Here is a 23555-nt window from a genome sequence, read left to right on the forward strand (position 1 = left end):
CGCGGTTTGGCTGCCTCACCATATAGTTTAGCCCAATTGACCGCGACACCTTTGACCCATAAATCCGCAAGCTTGGCGTATTTCCTTTTTCTGATCCAAGCCTCAATAGCCATTGCCAAGTCCTCATCAGCAGAAAAAATGGCCAACGCTTCTTTGTTTCGATTCGCCTGTCCGCGGAAGAGCCCTTCAGCCCCTTCCTTGCTGTCTACATACGCTTGCAGTTTTTCTTCAAGCTCCTGCATTGTGCCCGCAATACAAGCCATACGTTCATCCATTTCTTCCCGCCCGACTTGAAGCGTGTAGGCGATACGGTGCAGATCTTGATCTGTATACTTTTTGTCACGAATGGCACCCAGCAATTGTGCAGCCCGATCCATTAGCCTTTGTTTATTTTTAGCCGACAGCACAATAATGTTCGGATGTTCAGTAAGCGCATGTCGGGAACCTGCTTTTGGAATGTATTCTTCAATCACAATATGGGCGTTTACTCCGCCAATCCCAAAAGAACTTATTCCTGCCCGGCGCGGGATTTCGTTTCCGTTCCGGTCTTTGACAGCCTTCCATTCCTCTTTTTCTTGAACAATGTAAAATGGACTGTCAGTAAGCTGCAGGTAAGGATTGAGCGTATCGCAATGCAGGCTTTTGGCCAAGGTTTTATGCTTCATCTGCAGCAGTACCTTAATCAGGCCTGAAATACCCGCTGCCAGCTCCAAATGACCGATATTGCTTTTAACTGAGCCGATCCCGCATCGATGATCCGGAACTTCCGGCTGTATGTGCTCATCCATATTAGACAATTCTTTAAACGCGGCTTTCAGCCCGTTTATTTCTATCGGATCTCCCAATTCAGTCCCCGTTCCGTGCGCTTCGATATATGTGACTGTACTTGGATCTATGCCTGCCCGGCGATATGCACGCACCAGCAAATCAGCTTGCGCTTTCGGATTAGGCGATGTCAGAGTATTGGCTCTTCCTCCGTGATTTTCTGCCGTACCCCGAATGACGCCGTAAATATGATTCCCATCGCGCTCAGCATCTGTCAGCTTTTTCAGCATGACCATTCCGACACCTTCTCCTCTGACATAACCATTCGCATCAGCAGAGAATGTTTTACATCTACCGTCTTTGCTCAGCATGCCAGCTTTGCTGTAGCTAATGTGCGCCTCCTCGGTTAATATCGTGTTCACGCCTCCTGCGATTGCCATCTCACAGTCGCCGCTTTGCATGGCAGTCACAGCACGGTGAATCGCAACTAGCGAGCTTGAACAAGCCGTTTCTACCGGTTCACTTGGACCATGGGTATTTAAGAAATAACTCATTCTATTCGGGCCGACCGAAGGAATCATATGGCCTGTTGCGGCATGTCCTTCAATCGGCAGATTTTCTTTATTAAATAAATCTTTATATCCTGTATTTCCTGTGCCGATAAAGATGCCTGTCCCTGTACCTGAAAGGGTCTGCGGCGAGCATCCGGCATCTTCTATCACCTTCCATGCATATTCCATTAACAGCCTCTGTTGAGGATCTACATAATGGGCTTCACGGGGTGATATCCCAAAAAACAACGGATCAAATTCTGCTACACCATCAATAAATCCGCCCCATTTGATGTCAGTCTTATTGGCTTCTGAGTCAGGATTTCCAAAATGCTCCCGCCAATCCCAACGGTCTTTCGGGACTTCCGTGATACTGTCTTTGCCTTCCTCAAGATTTCTCCAGAATTCATCTATGTCATTGGCTCCAGGGAATCGGCCGCTGATGCCGACAATCGCGATCGGCTCATAATCGGCAGTCTGATTTGTGTTTCTTTCCTCTTTTGGCATAACAGTCTGTTTAAAGCGCTGTTTTCTCCTCTTTGTCATGCTTGGCGCCGCAGGAGCTGTTTCTTCATCTTTTTCAGGAACCGATGATATTGCGTTCTCCTCAGCAAAAGCCTCCTTGTATTCATCTATCAGATAGTCAGCCAAACTTTGAATCCTTCCATATTCAAAGAAAATGGTCGGCGTCAATTCCAATTGATATGCTTCGTTAATCTGATTCGTAAATACAGTGAATGAAACTGAATCAAAGCCATACTCACTCAGCTCTGTATTGATATCGATATCATCAACGTTCACTTTTAAAATGACGCTGACCATGTGACTCAATGAAGCTTGCAGGCTGTCTGCAGCAGGTAAAGAGTTGGATGGTTCATCAGCCCCGCTGACAGCTACATCTTGATGCAGCCATTCATCCTGATACTCAGACATTACATATTCAGCCAGGCTTCGTATGCTTCCGTATTCGAAGAAAATGGTCGGCGCTAACTCCAATCGGTACGCTTCATTAATCCGGTTTGTAAATACAGTAAACGTAACCGAATCGAATCCGTACTCGCTGAGTTCTGTATTGATATCAATATCTTCAGTGTTTACTTTTAAAATCTCTCCGACCATCTGGATGAAAGACTGTTCCAATTTACGGGTTTGGCTGTTATGTTTATCTGCGCTTTTATGATCCGTCCGTTTGATTTTAGACCCGGAAGAGAGCAATTTTTGCTTCATTTTCGCAAGCTGACCTTCCATCACGAATACTTGCGGCTTTTCTGAAGCGATTCCTTGATAAAGGGCTTTAATGCCGTGATCACTTTGCATCGGGACCATTCCTGCGTTTTTCAACATACTCTTTTCAATTTCAGCATCAACTTGCATACCGCCCTCTTTCCATAACGGCCAGTTGAAGGAAATGGTTGTGCCGTTCCGCTTCTTAGACACGGCAAGCGCGTTTCTGTACGCGGCAAATGCATCCATAAATGTATTGGCTGCTGCATAGTCTGCTTGTCCAGTGTTTCCTAAACATCCGGACACAGATGAAAACAAGATGAAAAAGTCCAACTGCCAATCTTTGCTGCATTCATCTAGATAAAACAAACCGTTCACTTTTGGCTGTAACACTTCTTGAAACTCTTTATTTGTTTTGTGCACAATGAAGTGATCTTTTATGATGCCTGCACCGTGAAGAATTCCATTGAGATGGCCGTACGTCTCTTTGATTTCATCCATGAGCCGTGAGACCGCCTTTTGATCTCCAACATCAGCCTGTTTATAGATAACCTCTGCACCCAACTTTCGGAGAGCCTCAAGCTCCTGCTCCTTATGCTCATTTAAGACTGAGCGTCCCGTAAGAATGATGACCGGATGAACGGCTCGATTGGCAATTTCTTTTGCAAACAAAAGCCCTAAGCTCCCCGCTCCACCTGTGATAAGGTAAACGCCATTATCCTTCCATGGCATATGAAGCTCAGCAGCTGCCGGACGTGCTATTTCACGCCAGCCTTTGACAAAGCGGTCTCCAGCTTTATATTTGATCTGTTTGTCATCAGGCCTCTGACTGTCGTCTATCAGCTTTTGATGAAGGCCAATGATCTCTTCCGGATTCTCGACCTCAATGACCTGAGCTGTAAGTTTGCTGTACTCCAATTCTGCTGTTTTGAGTAATCCGGACATTCCTGCAAACAAATGCTTCTCGCCTTTCCCCGGCACAATCACTTGAATGATCAGATTAGCTTTAGAGCGAATTTTCTTTTGTAGGAGTTCAAAAACCTGCTGTGTATAGCTTTGAAAACGTTCAGCGATATTCCCCTCAGTTTCATTCAGAGTAATGACATGCACATTCTGCATGCGGGATGCGATGCCGTCGCTGACCTTTCGTTCGGTTTCACAGAAGACAACGAGATACTCTCCGTAAGATGTCACATCTTTAGCGATCACCTCATCCTGCTTATTCCAAATCGGCTCGAGCATTAACCGCTCATGTGTAACTGCAGGTTTTGGCGAATGAACTTCTCCTTCCAACACTCTTGTTGAAAATCCCTTCATCCTTACGCATACGTCCCCAGTCTCGTCCAACAAATCGATATCCGCTTTTTGCACCATATCCCCGCCGTGATCACCGTCACTTAACCGGGCATATGCCCACATCGCAGACGTACATCCTTTGATCACTTCAAGTTCTTCAAGCGCAAACGGCAAAATCAATTTTTGCTCAGTAAATTCCTGCATGATACAGATTGTGGCAGCCTGAACAGCGGAGTCCATCATACTTGGATGCAGCACAAAACGTTCCTGTGTGTCAGAAACAGATGCTGGCAGCTGCAATCGTGCCAAAAGCTCTCTGTTTCCGATATTCACTTTCTGAATTCCTTGGAATGCCGGACCATGAAACATTCCTCTGCTTCTGCCTTCCTCGTAAAATTGGTGAGGCGAAAGCTCCTTCCGGCTGCAGCGGCGCTGTAATTCACCAAGATCCCAAGCCGGCTTTTCTGCTGCAGTTATCAGTTCCGCACTGCCTTGACTGTGTATGGCTGAGTCTGACCCTTCTCCGGTACTGTAAATGTCATATGTGATTTTCCCATCCTCTTCTGGGAAGAGACTGATATGCACATGAACCGGCTGACTCTCGACCACTACAGGCTGAACCCAAACGGCGTGATTCAATTTGATTCTGACATCCTGTTCGTTCGTGCTGCCTGTCGCCTTGTTTACAGCCATTTGCGCCATTTCAAGGTAGGCAACCCCAGGGAGCACCGGCTTCCCTCTCACCACATGATCTGTCAGAAAGAATTCCTCACCTGTAAAAACTGAACTGAATCTCTGCTCAGAAAAGTCTGACGTATTTTGATGAAGCAGCGGATGCAATGCACTGACGCCGGTCTGTTTAGCGGACATTCTTCCCGAAAGCTTGTGATCATCCTGTGATGCCCAGTATCGTTCCTTTGCAAAAGGATATGTCGGCAAACTCATTCTGTTTGGACGCACACCTTTGTAAAGCTGTAGCCAATCAATATGCGCTCCTTTACTCCATATCTCCGCCAGCTTGTTCACTTTTCCTTTTGCGATCCACTTCCCAATCAGTTCCGCGCTGTCTTCATCCTCTGTCAGCCATGAAACATCCTTGGCTTGCTGCTTCTCTCCTTGATAACAGCCTTCTATTGGTGAATTTCCATCGATAAAATCAGCCAGCCTTTGTTTTAACTCATCCACATGATCAGCGATAAAGGCAACCCGATATTCCATTGCTTCCCGCCCGATCTGAAGGGTATAAGCAAAATCAGCCAGACGGCCGCTTTCAAGCCCTCTTCTTTCCAAATGAACCAGAATGCCATGTACATACTCATGAAGCCGCTCTTTATTTTTTGCCGATATCGGAATGATGCAGGCCCCTGTTTGTTTCTGATCAGCAGCAACTGTTTTATATTGCTCGAAAATCGCATGAGTGTTTGTCCCGCCAAGCCCGAAGGAACTAAGTGCAGCCCTGTGCGTTTTTATTTCATTACTCAATGCTTTCTTTTGATCGACGACGTAAAAAGGAGAATGAGCTAAGTCTGTATTTGGATTCGGCTCCTTATAATTGATGCTAGGAGCAAGCTCATTATGGTAAAGGCTCATCACAACCTTAATGCAGCCTGCCAGCCCGGCGGCTGTATCAGCGTGTCCGATATTGGATTTGACCGATCCGATTCCGCAAAATTGTTTTTTATTTGTATATTGCCTGTAAACTGCCGTCAACGCTGACAGCTCGATTGGATCTCCAAGCTTCGTACCTGTACCGTGCGCTTCTACATAGCTGATGGATTCAGGCTGAATATTCGTTTGATTCATGACCTTTTGAATCACGTCCGCCTGTCCTTTTACACTTGGAGCATAAAAACCGACTTTGTCAGCTCCATCGTTATTTACACCTATGCCTCTTAACAACGCATAGATGTGGTCGCCGTCTTTTACGGCATCCGCCGCTTTTTTCAGCAATACAACGGCAACGCCCTCACCGCCAATCATTCCGTCGGCAGAGGCATCAAATGCCTTAATATGCCCATCGCTTGAAAAATTCAAACCTGACTGATGCACGTAGCCGATATTTGACTCAGTGTGCAATGTCGCTCCGCCGACCAAAGCATAATTAGATTCACCAGACATCAGGCTTTGATAGGCGGAATGCAATCCGATTAAAGAAGAAGAACAATTGGCATGAACGAAATAGCTAGGCCCTTTCAATCCGAGCTTATGAGAAATCATCGTCGGAATGGTTCCGCTCTGTGCAAGCACCCATGATACATAACCGTCCGGCGTTTCAAGGCTCTCCGTTGTTTCTTTTGGCAAGAGCGCGCGATATGAATTATTGCTTGCTGACATATAAACACTCGTTTCCGGAATCTGTTTGGACACGTAACCTGCATCTTCTATCGCTTTCCAGGAGTGAGTCATGAGCATCCGCAGCTGCGGATCCATAAATTCAGCATCTTTAGGTGATATTTGAAAGAAGCTTGGGTCAAACTCGTCCTTTCCTTCAATCGAGGATTTAGCCGGGACATACCGTGAGCTCTCAGTCAGTTCCTCTGAAACACCAAAACTCCGAAGCTCTTCTGTACTGAAAAATTTAATACTTTCCTTGCCGTCTCTAAGGTTCTCCCAAAACTCAGCATGGTTTTTCGCACCTGGAAATTCACACGATATCCCAATAATCGCTACACTGTCCTCATAATAATCCGGAAGATCACCAGTAACATTTTGCATGTGAATAGGCTTATCTGACTTTTCCGCTGATGCTAAAGTCAAAGAGAAACCAGTATCCGCCATTTGCTGTTCAGTGATATATTTACTGATGCCTTTGATCGTTGAGTATTCAAACAAGTCCGTGACAGTAAACTCACAGGATAGTTCATGCTTGATGCGTTCGGCCGCCGTAACAGCGAGAAGCGAATCGCCTCCCACATCGAAAAATCCGTCTTCCTGCTCAATGTCATAAACGTTCAGTACATCTTGCCAAATAGATAAAATAGTTTCCTGTATTTTCATAGAAGCAATATTCCCTTGCCTTGGCTGCTTCGCTGTCACTTTTTGTTTCTTCAGAGTATTTCTGTCTATCTTGCCGTTCGGTGTTAACGGCATATGGTCAAGCTGGGTAAAATAAGAAGGCACCATATAGGCTGGTAAACTGTTTTTTAAATAATTCCGCAGCTCCCTTGATGATAGAGATAAATTTGCATCTTTCACTATATAATAGGCAGCGAGCTTCTCGTCTCCATCCTGTTCAGCTGCTAGAATGACGCTTTCCTGAATAGCCGGATGTTCATTAAGCCGGCTTTCAATATCGCCAAGCTCAATGCGGAATCCGCGTATTTTCACCTGGTTGTCGATGCGGCCGATATATTCAATCCTGCCTCCCGGAAGCCAGCGTGCCATGTCACCAGTTCTATAAAGCTTTGACCCAGGCTCAAAAGGGCTGTCTATAAATCTTTCATTCGTCAATTCACCCTGTTTGTAATAGCCCTTTGCCACTCCGTCCCCCGCAATGCAAAGCTCTCCCGGGACACCAGCCGGGACAGGCGTTAGCTGCGAATCGGTAATATAAATCCGGGTATTTGCGATAGGCCGGCCTATCGTGATGTGAGAGCTTTCTTCATTCACACGCTGGACCGCAGACCAGACTGTTGTTTCCGTAGGTCCGAACATATTCCAGGCTTCGCTGTCCGTATTGAGAAAATGCCGCTTTAGTTTTTCAGGTAAGGCTTCGCCTCCGCATAGAATCTTGACTCCCTCTTCATTTTTCCAGCCTGAATAAAAGAGCATTTTCCATGTCGCAGGGGTTGCTTGCATGATTGTCGGTCTCAAATCTTGTATGTCGCGCTTCAGTTTTTCAACGTCTTTTGTATGTTCAGTTTGGCAAATATGACACTGCGCCCCCTTTATCAAAGGGAGATATAGCTCTAAAGCAGCTATATCAAAACAGTAGGTTGTCACAGCAAGCAGGCGATCCGCTGATGAAAGACCAGGCGTCTCACCCATGGAAACGAGAAAGTTTGTCAACGCTTTATGCTGAATCATGACACCTTTTGGCTTCCCTGTGCTGCCGGACGTATAAATGACATAAGCCAAGTTTTCCGGCTTGACGGTGCGCGAAAGAACACGACGATCAAAAGCGGCTTGAGTGATATCATCCCAGTCCTGATCTAACAAAACTGTCTGAACCCCATTCCAGCTTAAAGTATTGGCCAATTCGGAAGTAGTCAGTGTAATGGAGACTTCACTGTCCTTCAGCATGTATTCCAATCGCTCAGCCGGATAAGACGGGTCTAACGGCACATATGCTCCTCCTGCCTTGAGAATCGCCAATAAACCCACAATCATTTCCAGCGATCGATCCACATAGATACCTGCCAAGCGATCCGGCCCCGCTCCATGCGCCTGCAAATATATGGCCAGCTGTGTGCTTTTTTCATCAAGCTCCCGATACGTCAATGTTTCACCTTTATAGCTGACAGCCGCCCGATTAGGCGTCTTTTTCGCCTGCTGCTCAAATAACTCATGAAAACACGCATGTGGATAATTCTTGTCAGTAGCGTTCCACGTTCTGAGAATCATTTGTTCCTCTTCGTCAGTTAATAAGGAATACTCTTTTAAAGACTGAGAAGGACTCCCAACAGCCTGTTCTGTTAAATAAACAAAATGATCGAACATAGCGGAAATAGAAGCGGTATCAAACAGCCCAGTATTGTATTTGATGTTCAGCTCCATTTTTTCTTCTTCTTCCCATAGCTCAAACACCAATTCGTATTCACCCTCTTGATGAATACTCTCAACGAAATCAACAGAAAAGGAATCCTTATATTTACTCAGCATACTTTGATAACTTCCAGTTTGAAGAAAATTCTGATAGAAAAAAGCTGTCTGAAAAACAGGTGAACCTGCTTGCTGGCGAGAAATATTCAAATCCCGCACCATTTTTGGAAAAGGATAAGCCGCATGATCCAGTCCGTCGAGGATTGTGAATTGCAATCTCGAAACAAACTCAGAAAAAGTTTCTCCCGCTTTCAGTTCACCCCGGATAGGCAGCATATTGAGAAAATGCCCAATAGAGGAATCAAATCGCTCTTCAGGTCTCACCATCGCAGGCATGCCGACGATCAGTTCTTTCTGATCGCAATAACGGCCTAACAGCATCATATAGCAGCTCAGCAATACTGTTGAAATATTTGTAGATTGCTCTTTGGCAAACGATCTGACATGCTTCATTAAACTGCTGGGCAGCCGCCGAGCGTATGTGTCTTCCTTAAACTCTGAAACGGACGTACTGGTGATTACAGCCGGCAGCTGAAGATTCGGCAATGTGCCCGATAGCTGTTTCCGCCAGTACGAACGATGTTTCTCGCCGTCTTCACCGGCAAGCATGTTCTGTTCCCAAGCGGCAAAATCATGATAAACGGCCGGTGAAACAGACTCTTTCGGCTCCTGTCCTTCTAATAGAAGCTTATAGCTGTCAAAAAGGCTGCGAATAAACGTCAGGGAAGAAATCCCGTCAAAAATAATATGGTGAATAACCACAAGCAAAAAGTGCTCTTCTTCTGATCTGGAAAAAACACGGACGCGCATTAACGGGCTGTTTTCCTTTACATACGGTTCTTTTACTAGTTTTCTAAGATAAGCAGTCGTGTCAGGCTCATTCATACCCGAAATGTCTTCTGTTTTGATATCAAGAGACAGCGCCGGCTCATTTTTGAGGCAAGGCACTCCGTCTTTTTCTTGAATCACATGCTTTAGTATCGGATGCTGTTTCAGCACATGGTGAAAAGCTTGCTTTAAAGTTTCAAGGTGAAGCGCTGACGTAAATCGAAAACAGAGAGGTACGTGATACGCGCTATTTTCAGGTGACATTTTTTGCAATGTCCACAAACCTTTTTGTACTTCAGAAAGAGGTTGAAAGGCTGCTTGCTTTTTTTTCGCCTCTTCTGATTGGGGTGCGTCAATGCTATCTTTGTCACCAGACAGGCTGCTCCGCAAATCTTCTTTTTCAGACAGATAGTTGGCCAGAGATTCGATTGCAGGATACTTATATAACTCTCTGGCTGTGAGTCTGATGCGGTATTTTTTCTCGACCGCCCGAATAAGCTTCATCATCTTAATAGAGTCAATACCGAGGCTTTGGATATTGGTGTTGGGCTCAATCCAATTGCGGGAAACATGAAGCTCATCAGTAAAACAGCTGAGCAGATATTCCTGTATATCTTCTCTTATTCTTTTGGCATCATCTGCTTCTTGTGTCTCTCCCTCACCGTTTATACGGTTCGGTTTGTGAAGCAAGTGGTCGAACTCCCCATTTTCAAATGCCGTTTTCAGCTGCGTGCGCTGAATCTTTCCTATAGCTGTTTTCGGAATCTCTTCTTTATGCACCGGCAGCAAAAATTCGGGAGTCACACCGATTGTCTGCGTGACATGATACTGTATGTTTCTAAGAAGCTGAACGATTTCATCATCATTCATCTGGGTGGAAGTAACAAAGAAGATAGCCAGCTGATCCGTTGTATTGTTATTCACACGGACAGCACAGGCGGCAGTATAAGAAGTTTCGATTTCCGCTAATTCTTCAACCGCGGATTCAATCGCATGGCTGTAGTAATTGACACCATTAATAATAATCGCATCTTTCGTACGGCCCGTAATGGTTAGACGCCCATTGCGCAAAAAACCGAGATCGCCAGTTTCAAACCAGCCATCCTCCGTAAACACACTCTCATTTAAATCCGGGCGCCGATAATATCCGCTGGTAACAGAGAGGCCAGAGACTTGAAAACGGCCGATCTCGCCTTCCTCAACCAATTCATTATGGTCATCCACAATCCTCATGGAGAATCCAGGAATCGGGGAGCCTATTTCCACAAAACCATCATCATCGCTTGTTGCGGCACGGGTAAACTCACGAGAGAAAATCACGCCGGATGAAGTTTCAGACATGCCCCATGCAGGGCGAATCGCATCAGCAGGCAATCCGTGAGGTTCTAAAAGCTCTAGCATTCTGCGCCCCACTTTAGCGACCATCGCTTCACCGCCATTGAGCATATAGCGCATGGATGACAGATCCCAGTTTCGATTTTTCATTTCATCAGAAAAATCAGTGACCAGTCCGAAAGCAAAATTCGGCGCCCACGTCACAGAAGCACGGTAATGATCAATCCAATCAAGCCATTTTAGAGGTTCCATCAAAATCGTTTCACTTGCGACGTTGATTTCTTGGCAGCCAAGATAAACATCCCGCAAATGAAGCATCCCGATGCCTCCGACATGATCAAACGGCATCCAGTTAAACGTGATATCCTCTCTTGTAAAACCTTGCATTTGAATAATGCCTTTCACCATGCTTAAAATATTTTTGTGATTGAGCATGACTGCTTTGGGAGTGCCCGTACTCCCTGAAGTCAGCAGCAGAAGCGCCAAATCTTCAGGGTGAGCTTGATGCCAGTCGGTTTCCATCTCATCACAGTAAAGATCCTCGACAGCCAAGGCGCAAAAACCTTCAAGTTCTTGCTCTTTTGCCCAATCAATCATTTCCTGAAGCAATTCCCGACTCGTAATCACCGGCGGCCTGTCAAGAAGTGTCCATGCGTCTTTCAGCTTTTGAGTCCCGCTGTTCGACTCTGTGTACGTTGGGACAACAGCTAAAGGCGCCGGAACAATTCCAGTTGAAACACAGCCCCAGAAAGCAGGGATAAATTGTGAATTGTCACCAAGCTGCAAGATCACATTATCTTTTGCTCTCAGGCCAGATTGACGGAGCCCCTTCACAATACGCAGCGCATCCTTCCATAAACGGCCGTAAGATTGATGAATCTCAGTCCCATCCGGCTGCAGATAAATGATCCCCTTTGTTTCTCCAAGCTCCGCTGCCGTTTTGTATAAAACCTCGGGTATTGTGGCCGGTTGATCTTCGGATATATGTAATGGCTCCCCATAACTGACAGAGGGATTAGCTAATCCGCGGGTATTCACATCATTTCTCATAGAGCTGCCTCCATTTCACCTGCACATTTTTATGTATCACACGACGATCGTTTCTAAATCAATTAATTCCCATATAAACCTGTGATTCTCGTTTTGACTTCGTCTTGATGAAATGTTTTCTCATGCATAACGAGCTCCTGTTCTATCACGCGGGAAAGCTGCTCGCGAAGCGGCGCAACCAAGTGGTCTTTTAATGTAATTAAGGAGTTTCTCGGTTTTTCCGCCAGCTCACGCGCCAGCTCCACAGCATACTCCAAAACTTCAGATCGAGGGAGGACTTGAAAGGGTATTCCTCTTTTTTCGAGATCGGCTCCCCGGTAATTGCCTGCATTCATTAATAACTCCTGCGCCAAGCTGAACCCGAGTTTTTGGGGAACGATAAAAGTAGCTCCCATACCCGGTGTAAACCCGTATTTCATAAAATTAGCGGTATACACGCTCTCCCTGCTCAGAATAACAAAATCAGCAAAGAGCCCCATGACAAAGCCGCCCCCAATTCCGTGACCCTGCATGGCAGCAATGACGGGAATTCTGCAATCAAGTGCCAGAGAATAGAGATTGTCATCAGTAAACTTGGTGATTCCTTGCTGGATTCTCAGCAATCCTTCTTGTGTTCCGCCTGAAGCAAAATAATTGTCGTATCCCGTTAAAATCACTGCTTTATAGCTTTGTTGATTGCGAATGAATTCGAACGCTTGAATTAATCCGTCTGTGAGTTCTTGCGAAAACGCGTTTTTATGAACACGGTCATGCATCTTGACCTGAATAATAGCGGGCTCGATTTCAAAAAGCTCTACAACAGAATGCGTCATGATGTCCTCCTAACGGTTTCTGATTGTATGTATTTCACACAGTTTACGGGCTCTTCTCCCAAGGGAACTGCCCCGTTTCAACGTACCTAATGATGCCCATTTGATTTTGAGGGTCGGAAAACATGTCTTGATTTTCAGTTAAAGCCATGGATTTTGTACGCCGCGGGCGGTCATCCAATGAATTGATAAACTGTTTATACCGCGCAATTGCCTTTTTATTTAACCGCCGCAAGCGCAATAAATGCTTTCTAAGCAGGACCTCGCTTTGAGCGTCACAGGCATCTACCAAGCCCCATTCCATGGCTTCCTGAACAAAAATCGGTTTTGTCATTAATGTCATATAATGCGCTTTTTGATAGCCGATCCTGCGAATCAGAAATGGCAGCACACAAGCTGGATAAAGACCAAATAATAACTCGGACAGACTGAATGATGCAGTTTGATCCGCAATGACAATATCACTGGCAGCCACAAATCCAAGACCTCCGGCATTTACTTTTCCACGCACATGTGAAATGGTGACAAAAGGACCAGTCTGCAATTTCAGCCACAAATCATAGAGAGGTTCTTGAGCACTCGCTTGTTTTCTGCCGCTTTTCATCTCCTGATATATTTCTTGAAAATCCGCTCCGAAACAAAATACCTCCGGGAGCCCCTCTAAAACAATGACCGTAACGGAAGATGTCTCACATTGATTCATCACATGTAAACATTCATCGATTAATTGGTCATTGATCGTATTATTAGCGTCAGGACGATGAAAGGTTAGATAGCAAATTGACTCTTGAAACCGGACCTTAATTGTTTGGTATGTCACGACATCCACCTGTACTTGCGATGAAACTCAGAAATTTCTTCTAAAAACAGCCTCGGCTTTTCTTGATGAAACTGCAATACCCCCGGAATCATCTCAAGATCCAGCTTGACATTACGAGTTCCGAACCGGACCATCCCGCTTCCCTTGAACAGCGTTTCATACTCATCCATCGAAAGATGATATCGATTGTCCAAGTGCTTCTCGATTTCAAATAAGCGCTGGCGTTGTTGGCCTTGAGGCGTTGCAATTCCGCTGTAAAATTCAGAACAGCAGCCTGAACCATAGGAGAAACAGCCGATTCGTTTAGGCGAGTCAAGCTGCGCTTTGTCAATAGTGCTAGCCAACGCCAGAAGCAATGCGGCTCCCATAATGTTTCCGACCCTTTGGCAGTAGAGCAATCCAGGCTGTACCCGTTTTAAAAAATCAGTTTCTATCTCAGCCGTTTTCGCCTTTGCCATCTTACGCATCATTGTCCGGTGCGCCCCTTTCACCATCCCGCCAAAAGGCGTATGGTAGGCTAGATATTGAAACGTATCTTGATAATGAGCCCCGGGTACACGTTTTTGATATTCCAAGAACGTTTGTTCACAGCAATCCAAATATGACATTAAAGACAGGTCAGCATCTCCCGCCTCACTGTCGGGAATGGGACGGCACGTATCCATCACTTCGTAGCCGTAATAGCCGTTTGCCCCGGGATCAACTTGAAACACCTCGGGATTTTCGCCTATCAAAACAGCCACTGCTCCCGCTCCGGCACTCGGTTCAGCATAGGACCAATCCTCACTTAAAGCGTCTCCGCCTTCAGCGATTAAAAAACGGGAAATATCACTGGCGATGACCAGTGCTTTGGCACCCGGAGACGTCTGGGATAATATAAAATTCACTGCCATTTGAAATCCGGCAGTTCCTGAATAACAGGCTTGCTTTATTTCGAACAAACGGCAGTTGCGATTGAGCCCTAAATGTTCATGGATATAGGTGCTTAACGATTTTCCAAAATCGATCCCAGATTCGGAACAGGTGATCAGCAATTCAATCCTGTCCTTCTCTGCGTCACTTAGTGAATCAATAATCGGTTTAGCCGCATTCACTCCAAAGGTCACAGGATCTTCGTAAGGCAGTGCTACCGCTTTTTCCTTCATTAATAAATTTTCAAATCTAGCAGTATCTAAATGTCTGTGCTTGGCTAATTGCATGACATCAAGGTATGCCGTTCCGCCAAAGACATTCATCGCTTCTATTCCAGCAGAAACCATTTATGATTCGCCTCCGCATTTTTCAATGTTTTGTATACAAACAGCGGTATTCATTCCGCCAAAACCCATGCTTAAACTCAACGCGTTTTTTATGTCGTGTGAAATTGATTGATCCGTCACCCAATGCAAGGAAGGATCAATTGGATCATGTAAATTCCGGCTCGGATGCAGGCGTGATTCTTTCATTTGAAGCAGTACAGAAATAATCTCAACAATGCCTGCTGCACTGAGCCCATGCCCGGTTATTGATTTTGTTGCATTTATATAAGCATGAGAAAGACCGCAAGCATGCAGCGCCTTCAATTCAATTTCATCTCCAATGAAAGAACCCGTGCCATGAGGGTTTATGTAATCAATTTCTTCAGGTGTGAGACCGGCTCGCTCCAATGCCTTTTGTATAACATAGATCTCCCCTTCTAAAGAAGGATCAGGATTGCGGTTCCCGTCTACTTTGATTGACCATCCAGACAATGCAGCATAGGGTTTTACGCCCCGGCGGACAGCCGTATCTTTTCGTTCTATCACCAATGCACCGCAGCATTCTCCATAAATAAATCCATCTCTGTTCTGGTCAAAGGGACGGCACGCGTTTTCCGGCTCATCAGCATATTTATCCGTTCCCATAGCGCCTAAAGCCCTGAGCGCCTCACATTCCATATAGGAAATATCCATTAACGCCCCCAGTGCGATGCAAATATCAACCTCTCCTGACAGGACTTGCTGAATGGCTTGAATCACCGCTAACTGGCCGCTTGCGGAAGCACCTCCCGCCGTATAAGCTAAACCGGTAATTCCAAACTGTTCTGTACAAAGACCGCAAAGATCGCTATCCATAAAAGACAGTGCATAAGCTGGCGACATGAAACCAGAGCGGTCCCTATAATTCTCATAAAGCTGGAGGGTCTCTCTTTGCTGAAAGTTCGATCCTCCTGCTACCAGCCCGATACGTGCGGAACCAGCATCGTCTAACTTCGCCTCCTCCCAGGCTTCTGAGAGAGTAACCAAAGCAGCTCGGCTGGAAAATGACGCTTTTCTTAGCAGTTTCTTAGAAAGACGGTCCGGATAAGATAACGAAGGAATTTCAGCTCCAATAAACCGGCTGTCTTTTTGTCTGCCAGGGCGCTGCATCACTTCAAAGGCATGCCTCCCAGACAACAACGAAGAAACAAAAGCCTCTTTTCCTTGGCCGATCGCTGCCGTTACTCCGACACCGGTCACCAGAATCTCAGGCGGATTGTACTTTGTCATAAAGCACCTCAGCTAATTCGCCGATGTTGTTCACACCAGACAGCTCGACACGAGGGATTTTTAATGATAAATCCTCAAGCACCATGGTTATAATTTCAGCCCTGTCTACAGAATCAGCCCCTAAATCAGCTAATCGGTCTTCAGGCTCAAAACGGTGTCCGTCCAATTCCGGAAGAACCTCACAAATATTAGTAATCAATACTTCGAAGACTTTCTGTTTATTCATAACGTTTGTCTCTCCTTTAAATGGAATGTTAAACATGCAAGCTCGGCCCAGTTTTTTCGCAATATTCAATCTTTTATTATTGCACAATAGACTTTAAAGCGCCTTTTGAGAAAATAATGCAATTCTGTCGTTAAGTAACTTTGCGGTTTCTGTCATTAATATTTTCCCGATGTCATCCACATGACGGTTCCGCCAGCTCTCTAATTTCGAGCCTTTCACCCATTGATTAAAAGCCCCTAACGCCGGGCCGCAGTGAACTTGATAATCGACTTTAGACTCTTCGCTTCCGCTGATCGCCAATTGCGAACTGTACCTAAAGTACCATCTGAAAATCAATGCCATCTTATGTTTCGGATTCCGTTCAGCCTTCTCAATCTCTGCCGATGGATAGTGCAATTTAATATCTTCATATATTTTTTTGATACTGCGTTTAAAATATTTCTCCTCTAGCTGAGTTAAGGTCTTTTGATCGATCTCACTCAATGATCCAAATCGCTGGTAAAGTTCATGCAGCTTGCTGGCTCGCGATGGAAAAAACACACCTTTTTTCAGCACTTGCACTTTGCTGCCTGATTCGAACATATCACCCGCTGGCGCATACGCCGTATCTTGAACATTCATTTGCTGCAATAAATCTTTCACTCTGTCACTTGTAGCCGCTTCAACCGTACACTGATTGATTGAGCCGGTTAAGATAAAATCCGCACCGAGCATAAAGGCAGCCATCGCCGCCTCAGGAGTTCCTATCCCGCCTGCCGCACCGACGCGTATTTTTTTGTTATATCGATACTTTTTCATCATTTCGTCTCTTAATAATGTCATCGCCGGCATCAAGCTGTATGCGACACCGCCGTCCGTGTGACCGCCTGAGTCTGCTTCCACACAAATATCCTCTGCCACAGGGATCTCCCGCAATAACTCAGCTTCACTAGTTGTGATTTTGTTTTCTCTTAAAAGCTTTTCTACCATATTCTCCGGCGCAGGACTCATAAAGGATTCGGCAACCTCCGGCCTAGAGATTTTCGCTATCATTCGATTTGCACATATCACTTCACCGTTTGGACGCCGTTTCAATCCTTTGGCGCGATATCTTACTAAAGCAGGAGTGACACTTAGAAATGCGGAGGCTTCCAAATGTCTCACATTATGTTTCAATAAAAGATCAATCATTTTTTCTTCTGATTCAATATGCTTCATATTGTGCACCAGGTTAATGCCATAGGCTTGCCCCTGCCCCAATTCGCCTTGAATAGACAGAATCGCATCCTCAACGTCATTCAGATCCAAACCGCCCGTGCCAAAGAACCCCATCATCCCCGCTTTTGACATCTTTACAACCATTTCTTTCGAAGCAATACCGCGGTACATTCCTCCTGCAAGATAAGCATATGTAAGTTGATAGTCTTTTTTAAACTCGGCACTTCCTAATGAATGAGCTGTAATCTCAGCAAACATTCGAGCTGAATGGGCGTCAGTTTCTGCTTGTTCATTTTGCTGGCCGGGAAAGGCCTTTTTCTCTGTTGTATCAGCATGATGTGTTAACGGCTCCGCTTCATTTTTTATGCGGGTAATTAAGCCGGTTAACACCTTTCCAGGACCGACTTCTTCAAACTCCATTGCTCCTCTTCCCATAAGATAACGAATGCTGTCTGTCCATCTAACCGTGCTGTTCATTTGTTGAGACAGGGTCTCTTTCAGCCTTTCCTGTTGATAAGGCTCTGCATAAACATTCGAGATAACCGGAAAAGACAAAGGTGCAAAATGGAATGTTTCTATCAATTGCTTAAATTCTTGTTTTGCTTCATTCATATACCTGGAATGAAAAGCTCCGCTTACGTTTAACGGGTGGAACAGCTTTACATCCTGGATGGTTTCAAAAACAGCTCCCGCTTTTTCAATATCTTTTTTTTGCCCGGAAATCACAATTTGCCGAGGTGTATTCTCATTTGCCACATCAATCGTATGTAAATGATGTTCTTCTAATACGGCTGCAACTTGTTCCTTATGTAAACCGATCACCGCAGCCATACCGCCCCCAGTAATCCGTCCCATCAGCTCGCCTCTTTTTTTCACCATCTTTAAGCCTGTCCCAAAGTCAAATGCGCCTGCTGCAAACAGCGCGTTGTATTCTCCTAAGCTATGCCCCGCCGCAAAATCAGGTTTTTCGCCGGTCTCCTCAAGCTTTTTCAAATAACTGAGTGCATTGACCACGTATAAAGCCGGCTGAGTATATTGAGTATGATTGAGATCGAAATAGCCTTTTTCAGTACAGAGCTTTTTGATTGAATATCCAAGTATTTGATCTGCTTGGTCGATCAAATGCTGATATTGCTCAAAAAGTCCTTGTCCCATTCCTTTTTGCTGGGAGCCTTGTCCTGGAAAAACATATGTAATCATCTTGTTTACTTCCTTTCTAGTTTCTGTAAACGCTCAACCATCTCCAGATTTTTCAGCTCCTGATGAAATGGTGTGATGATTGAATAACAGCGATTCGCTGAATCTCCCGAGATTAATTGTTTAACAAACGCAGCTAAGGTTCCTGAAGGTCCCAAATCAATGAAATGGCACGTATGCTGACTTTCCAAAAAATGAATAGCTTCTCGAAATCTCATTGGTCTTCTTACAGTATCCCAAAAGAAATCGTTATGAATCTCGCGATTGCTGCTTCCCGTTAAACAGGATACCAACGGGATTTTAGGGTGTTTAAAAGATTTTGATCTTAAAAATTCTTTATATGCATCTTCTGCAGGATCAATAAGGGAAGAATGAAATCCGTAGGATACAGGCAGCGGCTGGCAGAGAATCTCGTTCTCTCTCAGGACATCAGTGATCTGCTGTATGTTTTCACTTTCTCCCGAAATGACAAAGTGCGAATCATAATGAATGGAGGTTAATTCACTATTTTCAAATAGCTGCGGATGATCAAGTAATAGTTGCGGTTTGTCGAGTATAGCCAGCATTTTTCCTTTATCGCAGTATTTTTCGATGACGGTTGCCTGTTCAAGTATGCATTCCAGTATCTCTTTTGCGTCTAAAACACCGGAAGCAGCAGCTGACGCGAATTCTCCCAGACTTGCCCCCAGCACGTAATCAGGCTGGATTCCCTTTTCTGCGAAAACCCGATATAAAGAATACTCAACCATAAAGATAGCGGGGTGCGTATAAAGGACACGGTCAAACGGATCCGACACACGCTTAGCGGGATGGTACATTTCATTGACTATAGATATGCCGATTCGCCGAGAGACAATGGCATCCATTTCAAGCATACATTGACGAAAAACGGTGTTTCCGCTGAATAATTCTTTTCCCATATGATAGTACTGAGAGCCTTGTCCGGAAAACATAAAAACGAGTGGTTCATTCATTTGTATAACCTTCTTTTTTATGTATTTAAAGGTGAGTTACGGAAATATGATGATGCTGGCTGCCTGTGAGAAAAGCCTCGTTATATGGTTTATAACATGAATGGAAAAATGCTTTGGTTTTGTTGTTCTGGATGTGGAAGCTCGTTAATGAAGTGATCTTGGAAGTATCTGAATTTGATGTGAATCATTTTGGCATCGCCAAAAACATCGACTCTATTATGACTTAGATGTTTTTGAAATAAAGGGCGGTTCTCTTGAAAGGAGAGCGATGGTTTATCGTAATATAAAAACTGACTGCGATAGTGCAAATGTCCGCTAGAGAGCGAACTTTGTTATCAGCCTCTTTATGTAACAGTATATAAATTCTTTCAGTTTTAACAGTGTCTATCGAATCATGCATCACGTATACTTTAGACCCAAATTTGAGGCCTTTTGGTATAGAAATCGGTTTAGCGTGTCATAGGTTCCGCATCTGTTTCAATGCGGCGGATCAATCCTGTTAACACATTTCCCGGTCCTATTTCCTCAAACTCCATTTGACCTTTTTCCATTAAAAAGCGTATGCTTTCAGTCCATTTTACCGAATGGTTGATTTGATCCGCCAGTGTCGGCTTAATTACTTCAGAAGAGTACGGTCTGGCATATACATTAGAAATAACCGGAATAGACAAAGGAGCAAAATGAAAAGTGTCAAGAAACTGTTCAAACTCCTGCTTTGCATGATTCATGTATCTGGAATGAAACGCACCGCTGACGTTTAAGGGGAGAAACATCGTAACGTCTGTTTTGGCTTCAAAGATGGATGCGGCTTTGCCAATATCTTCTTTTTGACCTGAAATCACAATTTGATAAGGAGCATTTACATTCGCAATGTCAATCGCATGTAAATGATGATCTATCAAAACCTCTGAAACCTGTTCTTCATTTAGTCCCATAACGGCCGCCATACCGCCGTTGCTTACCATGCTCATCAGCTCGCCTCTTTTTCTGACAAGCTTTAACCCCGTCTCAAAATCAAAGGCTTCAGCCGCAAATAGCGCATTGTATTCTCCAAGGCTGTGCCCGGCAACAAAATCGGGTTTTATGTCTGTTTCCTGTATTTTTTTCAGGTAGCTTAATGCGTTCACTACATATAAGGCCGGCTGAGTAAATTGCGTTTTGTTTAAGTTTGAATAAGGATTTTCTATGCATAGGCGTTTGATAGAATATCCTAAGATCTCATCTGCTTGTGCCGTCAGTTCTTTAAACTCATCAAATAACTCACTGCCCATTCCCTGTTTCTGTGAACCCTGTCCCGGAAAAACATATGTGATCATTCTATTAAAGCCACCCTTCCCCGCATATATAATTACCTGCTGACTTACGTTATAGAAAATATAAGTATTGCCCCGGATAAATAGTAGCATGTTCATGTTGATGGTAACCTCTGTAAATATTATCCGTCAAGTTAATTTTTCCTACACTTTCCATCGTTTTTTCTCTGCATTTTTCCATAAAGGTATAAAGAATCAGGACATGCTGTAAAACATAAGAAAATAGACCTGCATATCATTTGTGCCAAAAGATGATGATACATAAGCTTCATTTCATTACTTAATAAAATCAACCCGTGCTTTGTCATCATTTTTCAAAAGGCAAATCTTTCGGATGCAGAAAGAAAATAGTCTAATAGAATGATTTCGGGAAAAACTTATTTAAAATCAAAAATGCCTCTTTGATTTTTTCTATTGCGGAATTTCACAAAATATTCTCTTTTATCAATCTGAAAATAAATATTATGTTTTAAAAGCTCACCTATTGTTTGCCCTGGTGCTTGACCGAATGAATGCCCCGGATAAACCCGCACTTCTGGGGAAACGATGGATTTTATCCTCTGAACACTATCGAACATATCATCTGCGGAACTGCCATGATCTTCACATATCCCGCATCCTTCCGTAAAAATCGTATCTCCTGTGAATATACTTTCTGAAAACAAATAACACATCCCGCCGGCTGTATGCCCAGGTGTAAGCAGGCATTGCGCTTTCGTCATTCCTATGCTGATGGTTTCACGGTCTTGAAGAGCAATTAAGTTTTTGCATCTGAATTGGTAAAAGTCGATTTCTGTTTTCGACATATACACTTGAGGATGAAATAATGCCGAGAGCGGCTCAACAAGATTTACATGATCATAATGAGAGTGCGTTAAAAGAATTGCTGATAAATCAACCTCCAGTTCAGAAAGTTTATTAGTTATTTTACTCAATTCCCATGATGGATCAACAACTATCGCAGATCGGCTTACAATATCTTCTATGATGTAACAGTAGTTAGTCCACCTGTGATGAAATGTTTTGATCGTATGTACCGCATAAGTAACCATTTTCACCATTCCTATCAATATGAAGTTCTTTCATTCTCTCTTCCATTCCCACTTTACCAAACGGCATGCGGCTTTTCCATTCTTCAATTCATTCTTGCAGTTACGGCTTGATTCTCATAAAAAAAGTTATTCTTTTTGGAGACTTGTCCATTAAGAATAACTTTTTGCAGTGACCTATTCACTCTTGGGCTGATTCATCCACGCATATAGATTGTAAATGCTGCATCATAACACGTTTGATCCGTTCTTTATTCACACGGCGAGGGTCAAACATCGCATGTAACGCCAAGCCATCAATTAAGGCGTACAGCCTCTCTCCTTCTATTTCTTTATCAGCATGTTTTTGCAATAAATGAAGCTGGTCCAAGTAGTCAATCAGATTTCGAATTGCTTTGTAAATTTCGTCATGTCCCTCATCAAACATATTGTCTTTATGTCTCGCATAAACAGTAAAAGCAAACCATACCTCCATCTCTCTAATCGTTTCAGCATTTGTCGGGACAATTTCAAGCAGTATGTGTAACACTTTTTCTTTAGGCGGCAAATCATGGGCAGCAATTGCATTAATGCGGGCTGTCACCTTTTCTTTCACAAGTTTCATTGCAAAAACAAGCAATTCATCCTGAGTTGAAAAATAATGGCGAAGCGCACCTAACGACAGTCCTGCTTCTTTGGCAATGTTTCTGACTGAGGCCCCCTCCATCCCTCGTTCTAAAATCACCCGCCATGTCGCTTCTGCAATGTGTTTTCTTCTTTTTTCATGGTCAATTTGTTTTGGCATATCTTTATTTTACCAAGAAAAAAATCAGAGAGCAATTTTTATAATACAGTTGTTTTATAAAAACGCAGATGGTAAAATCATATTAAATAATACAACTGTATTGGAAAGAGGGGAACAGATTGAACAGTGTCGCTTGGATGATTGTCTTCTGCGAAATAGGATTTTGGGTTGTAATAGTGTTAGGCCTTGTCGTACGCTATCTATTTAAACAAGATAAATTAGGGCTGCTTCTTTTTGCCTTAACCCCTGTCATTGACCTGATTTTGTTAGTAATGACGTCTGCGGACTTATACCGCGGAGCCGTTGCGACTACTGCACACGCGATTGCGGCAGTGTACATCGGCGTATCGATCGCTTTCGGCAAGCAAATGATCCAATGGGCGGATGAAAAATTCCGTTTTTATGTAACAAAGCAAGGCTCAAAACCGCTTGTGCGCTATGGAATGGATCATGCGAAACATTATGCGAAAAGCTTGATCAGACATGTGCTCGCTTACCTTATTGGTGCCGGGCTGCTGGCCGGGATGATTTATTTTATTAATGATGCTGCCCGTACCGAAGCGCTGAGCAGTGTTTTAAAGCTATGGACAGTCATTCTGGGCATTGATTGCCTGATCACCGCCAGTTATTTTATCTGGCCGAAAAAAGCGAAAGCTTCAAAAAATCTCAGTAGTTAAAATTAGTCCCGCTAAAAAATCCTTTTTCAATAGAAAAAGGATTTTTTCACTTTTGTAAATATATGTTACACTTTATGCAAGTCATCTAGATAAGGAGCTTATATGAAAAAAGCCACTGCTTTCTCAGTATACCTGCCGGATTTTCGCTTTTTTCATTAGGCACTTGCCTAGGAAACATATCCTGTTTTTATT

General features: G+C 44.0%; 12 protein-coding genes and 1 pseudogene (1 of these 13 running past the window's edge). 1 reads left to right on the top strand and 12 read right to left on the bottom strand.

Annotated features, from left to right (window positions below; translation table 11 throughout):
• From MTN95_RS01325 to MTN95_RS01380, 12 genes and pseudogenes are all read right to left on the bottom strand, one after another.
• Nucleotides 1–11810, bottom strand: the 5' portion of a protein-coding gene (locus tag MTN95_RS01325) for a non-ribosomal peptide synthetase (protein ID WP_248336702.1). Its footprint begins 3343 nt before the window's first position; the window shows 11810 of its 15153 coding nt (coding positions 1–11810); its start codon is at nucleotides 11808–11810; its stop codon lies beyond the left edge, outside the window.
• A 62-nt stretch (nucleotides 11811–11872) separates the two neighbouring features.
• A complete protein-coding gene (locus tag MTN95_RS01330) occupies nucleotides 11873–12622 on the bottom strand; it encodes a polyketide synthase (protein ID WP_248336704.1) in 750 nt (249 codons plus the stop codon).
• Nucleotides 12623–12665: 43 nt separating this feature from the next.
• Nucleotides 12666–13448 carry an enoyl-CoA hydratase/isomerase gene (locus MTN95_RS01335; protein WP_227599148.1) on the bottom strand — a complete coding sequence of 261 codons (783 nt, stop codon included), beginning with the start codon at nucleotides 13446–13448 and terminating at the stop codon, nucleotides 12666–12668.
• A complete protein-coding gene (locus MTN95_RS01340; protein ID WP_248336707.1) occupies nucleotides 13436–14698 on the bottom strand; it encodes a hydroxymethylglutaryl-CoA synthase family protein in 1263 nt (420 codons plus the stop codon). The genes MTN95_RS01335 and MTN95_RS01340 overlap by 13 nt, the downstream gene beginning before the upstream one ends.
• Complete coding sequence (locus MTN95_RS01345) at nucleotides 14699–15946, bottom strand: beta-ketoacyl synthase N-terminal-like domain-containing protein (RefSeq protein ID WP_248336709.1); 1248 nt, start codon at nucleotides 15944–15946, stop codon at nucleotides 14699–14701. It lies immediately after the preceding gene.
• The gene (locus tag MTN95_RS01350) at nucleotides 15924–16172 is read right to left on the bottom strand and encodes an acyl carrier protein (RefSeq protein ID WP_024121473.1); all 249 of its coding nucleotides are present in this window, start codon (nucleotides 16170–16172) and stop codon (nucleotides 15924–15926) included. The genes MTN95_RS01345 and MTN95_RS01350 overlap by 23 nt, the downstream gene beginning before the upstream one ends.
• A gap of 93 nt (nucleotides 16173–16265) precedes the next feature.
• On the bottom strand, nucleotides 16266–18569 hold the full coding sequence (gene fabD, locus MTN95_RS01355; protein WP_248336711.1) for an ACP S-malonyltransferase: 2304 nt from the start codon (nucleotides 18567–18569) through the stop codon (nucleotides 16266–16268).
• A gap of 5 nt (nucleotides 18570–18574) precedes the next feature.
• Entirely contained in the window at nucleotides 18575–19540 is a 966-nt protein-coding gene (locus tag MTN95_RS01360) for an acyltransferase domain-containing protein (protein ID WP_248336713.1), read from the bottom strand.
• Nucleotides 19541–19989: 449 nt separating this feature from the next.
• Nucleotides 19990–20856, bottom strand: coding sequence for an ACP S-malonyltransferase (fabD, locus tag MTN95_RS01365; RefSeq protein WP_105991166.1), 867 nt, complete (start codon nucleotides 20854–20856; stop codon nucleotides 19990–19992).
• Nucleotides 20857–20929: 73 nt separating this feature from the next.
• Nucleotides 20930–21052, bottom strand: a pseudogene (locus MTN95_RS01370) (hypothetical protein); the annotation flags it as partial.
• Nucleotides 21053–21230: 178 nt separating this feature from the next.
• Nucleotides 21231–21905: an MBL fold metallo-hydrolase gene (locus MTN95_RS01375; RefSeq protein ID WP_248336715.1), complete on the bottom strand. Its 675-nt coding sequence runs from the start codon at nucleotides 21903–21905 to the stop codon at nucleotides 21231–21233.
• Nucleotides 21906–22083: 178 nt separating this feature from the next.
• Nucleotides 22084–22686 (bottom strand): TetR/AcrR family transcriptional regulator, encoded by a 603-nt coding sequence (locus MTN95_RS01380; RefSeq protein ID WP_248336717.1) that lies wholly within the window; start codon nucleotides 22684–22686, stop codon nucleotides 22084–22086.
• Nucleotides 22687–22805: 119 nt separating this feature from the next.
• Between MTN95_RS01380 and MTN95_RS01385 the strand changes: the two genes are divergently transcribed.
• Nucleotides 22806–23363: a hypothetical protein gene (locus MTN95_RS01385; RefSeq protein WP_248336719.1), complete on the top strand. Its 558-nt coding sequence runs from the start codon at nucleotides 22806–22808 to the stop codon at nucleotides 23361–23363.
• The last annotated feature ends 192 nt before the right edge of the window (nucleotides 23364–23555 follow it).

It is taken from the genome of Bacillus sp. 2CMS4F (genome assembly GCF_023161785.1).
GTDB classification, from domain to species: Bacteria; Bacillota; Bacilli; order Bacillales; family Bacillaceae; genus Bacillus; species Bacillus halotolerans.

Bases quoted from the DNA above. Each gene is read 5' to 3' on its own strand.
- MTN95_RS01330 (WP_248336704.1), bottom strand. From the start codon at position 12,622: ATGACGCATTCTGTTGTAGAGCTTTTTGAAATCGAGCCCGCTATTATT.
- MTN95_RS01340 (WP_248336707.1), bottom strand. From the start codon at position 14,698: ATGGTTTCTGCTGGAATAGAAGCGATGAATGTCTTTGGCGGAACGGCA.
- MTN95_RS01345 (WP_248336709.1), bottom strand. From the start codon at position 15,946: ATGACAAAGTACAATCCGCCTGAGATTCTGGTGACCGGTGTCGGAGTA.
- MTN95_RS01350 (WP_024121473.1), bottom strand. From the start codon at position 16,172: ATGAATAAACAGAAAGTCTTCGAAGTATTGATTACTAATATTTGTGAG.
- fabD (WP_248336711.1), bottom strand. From the start codon at position 18,569: ATGATTACATATGTTTTTCCAGGACAAGGCTCCCAGCAAAAAGGAATG.
- MTN95_RS01360 (WP_248336713.1), bottom strand. From the start codon at position 19,540: ATGAATGAACCACTCGTTTTTATGTTTTCCGGACAAGGCTCTCAGTAC.
- fabD (WP_105991166.1), bottom strand. From the start codon at position 20,856: ATGATCACATATGTTTTTCCGGGACAGGGTTCACAGAAACAGGGAATG.
- MTN95_RS01375 (WP_248336715.1), bottom strand. From the start codon at position 21,905: ATGGTTACTTATGCGGTACATACGATCAAAACATTTCATCACAGGTGG.
- MTN95_RS01380 (WP_248336717.1), bottom strand. From the start codon at position 22,686: ATGCCAAAACAAATTGACCATGAAAAAAGAAGAAAACACATTGCAGAA.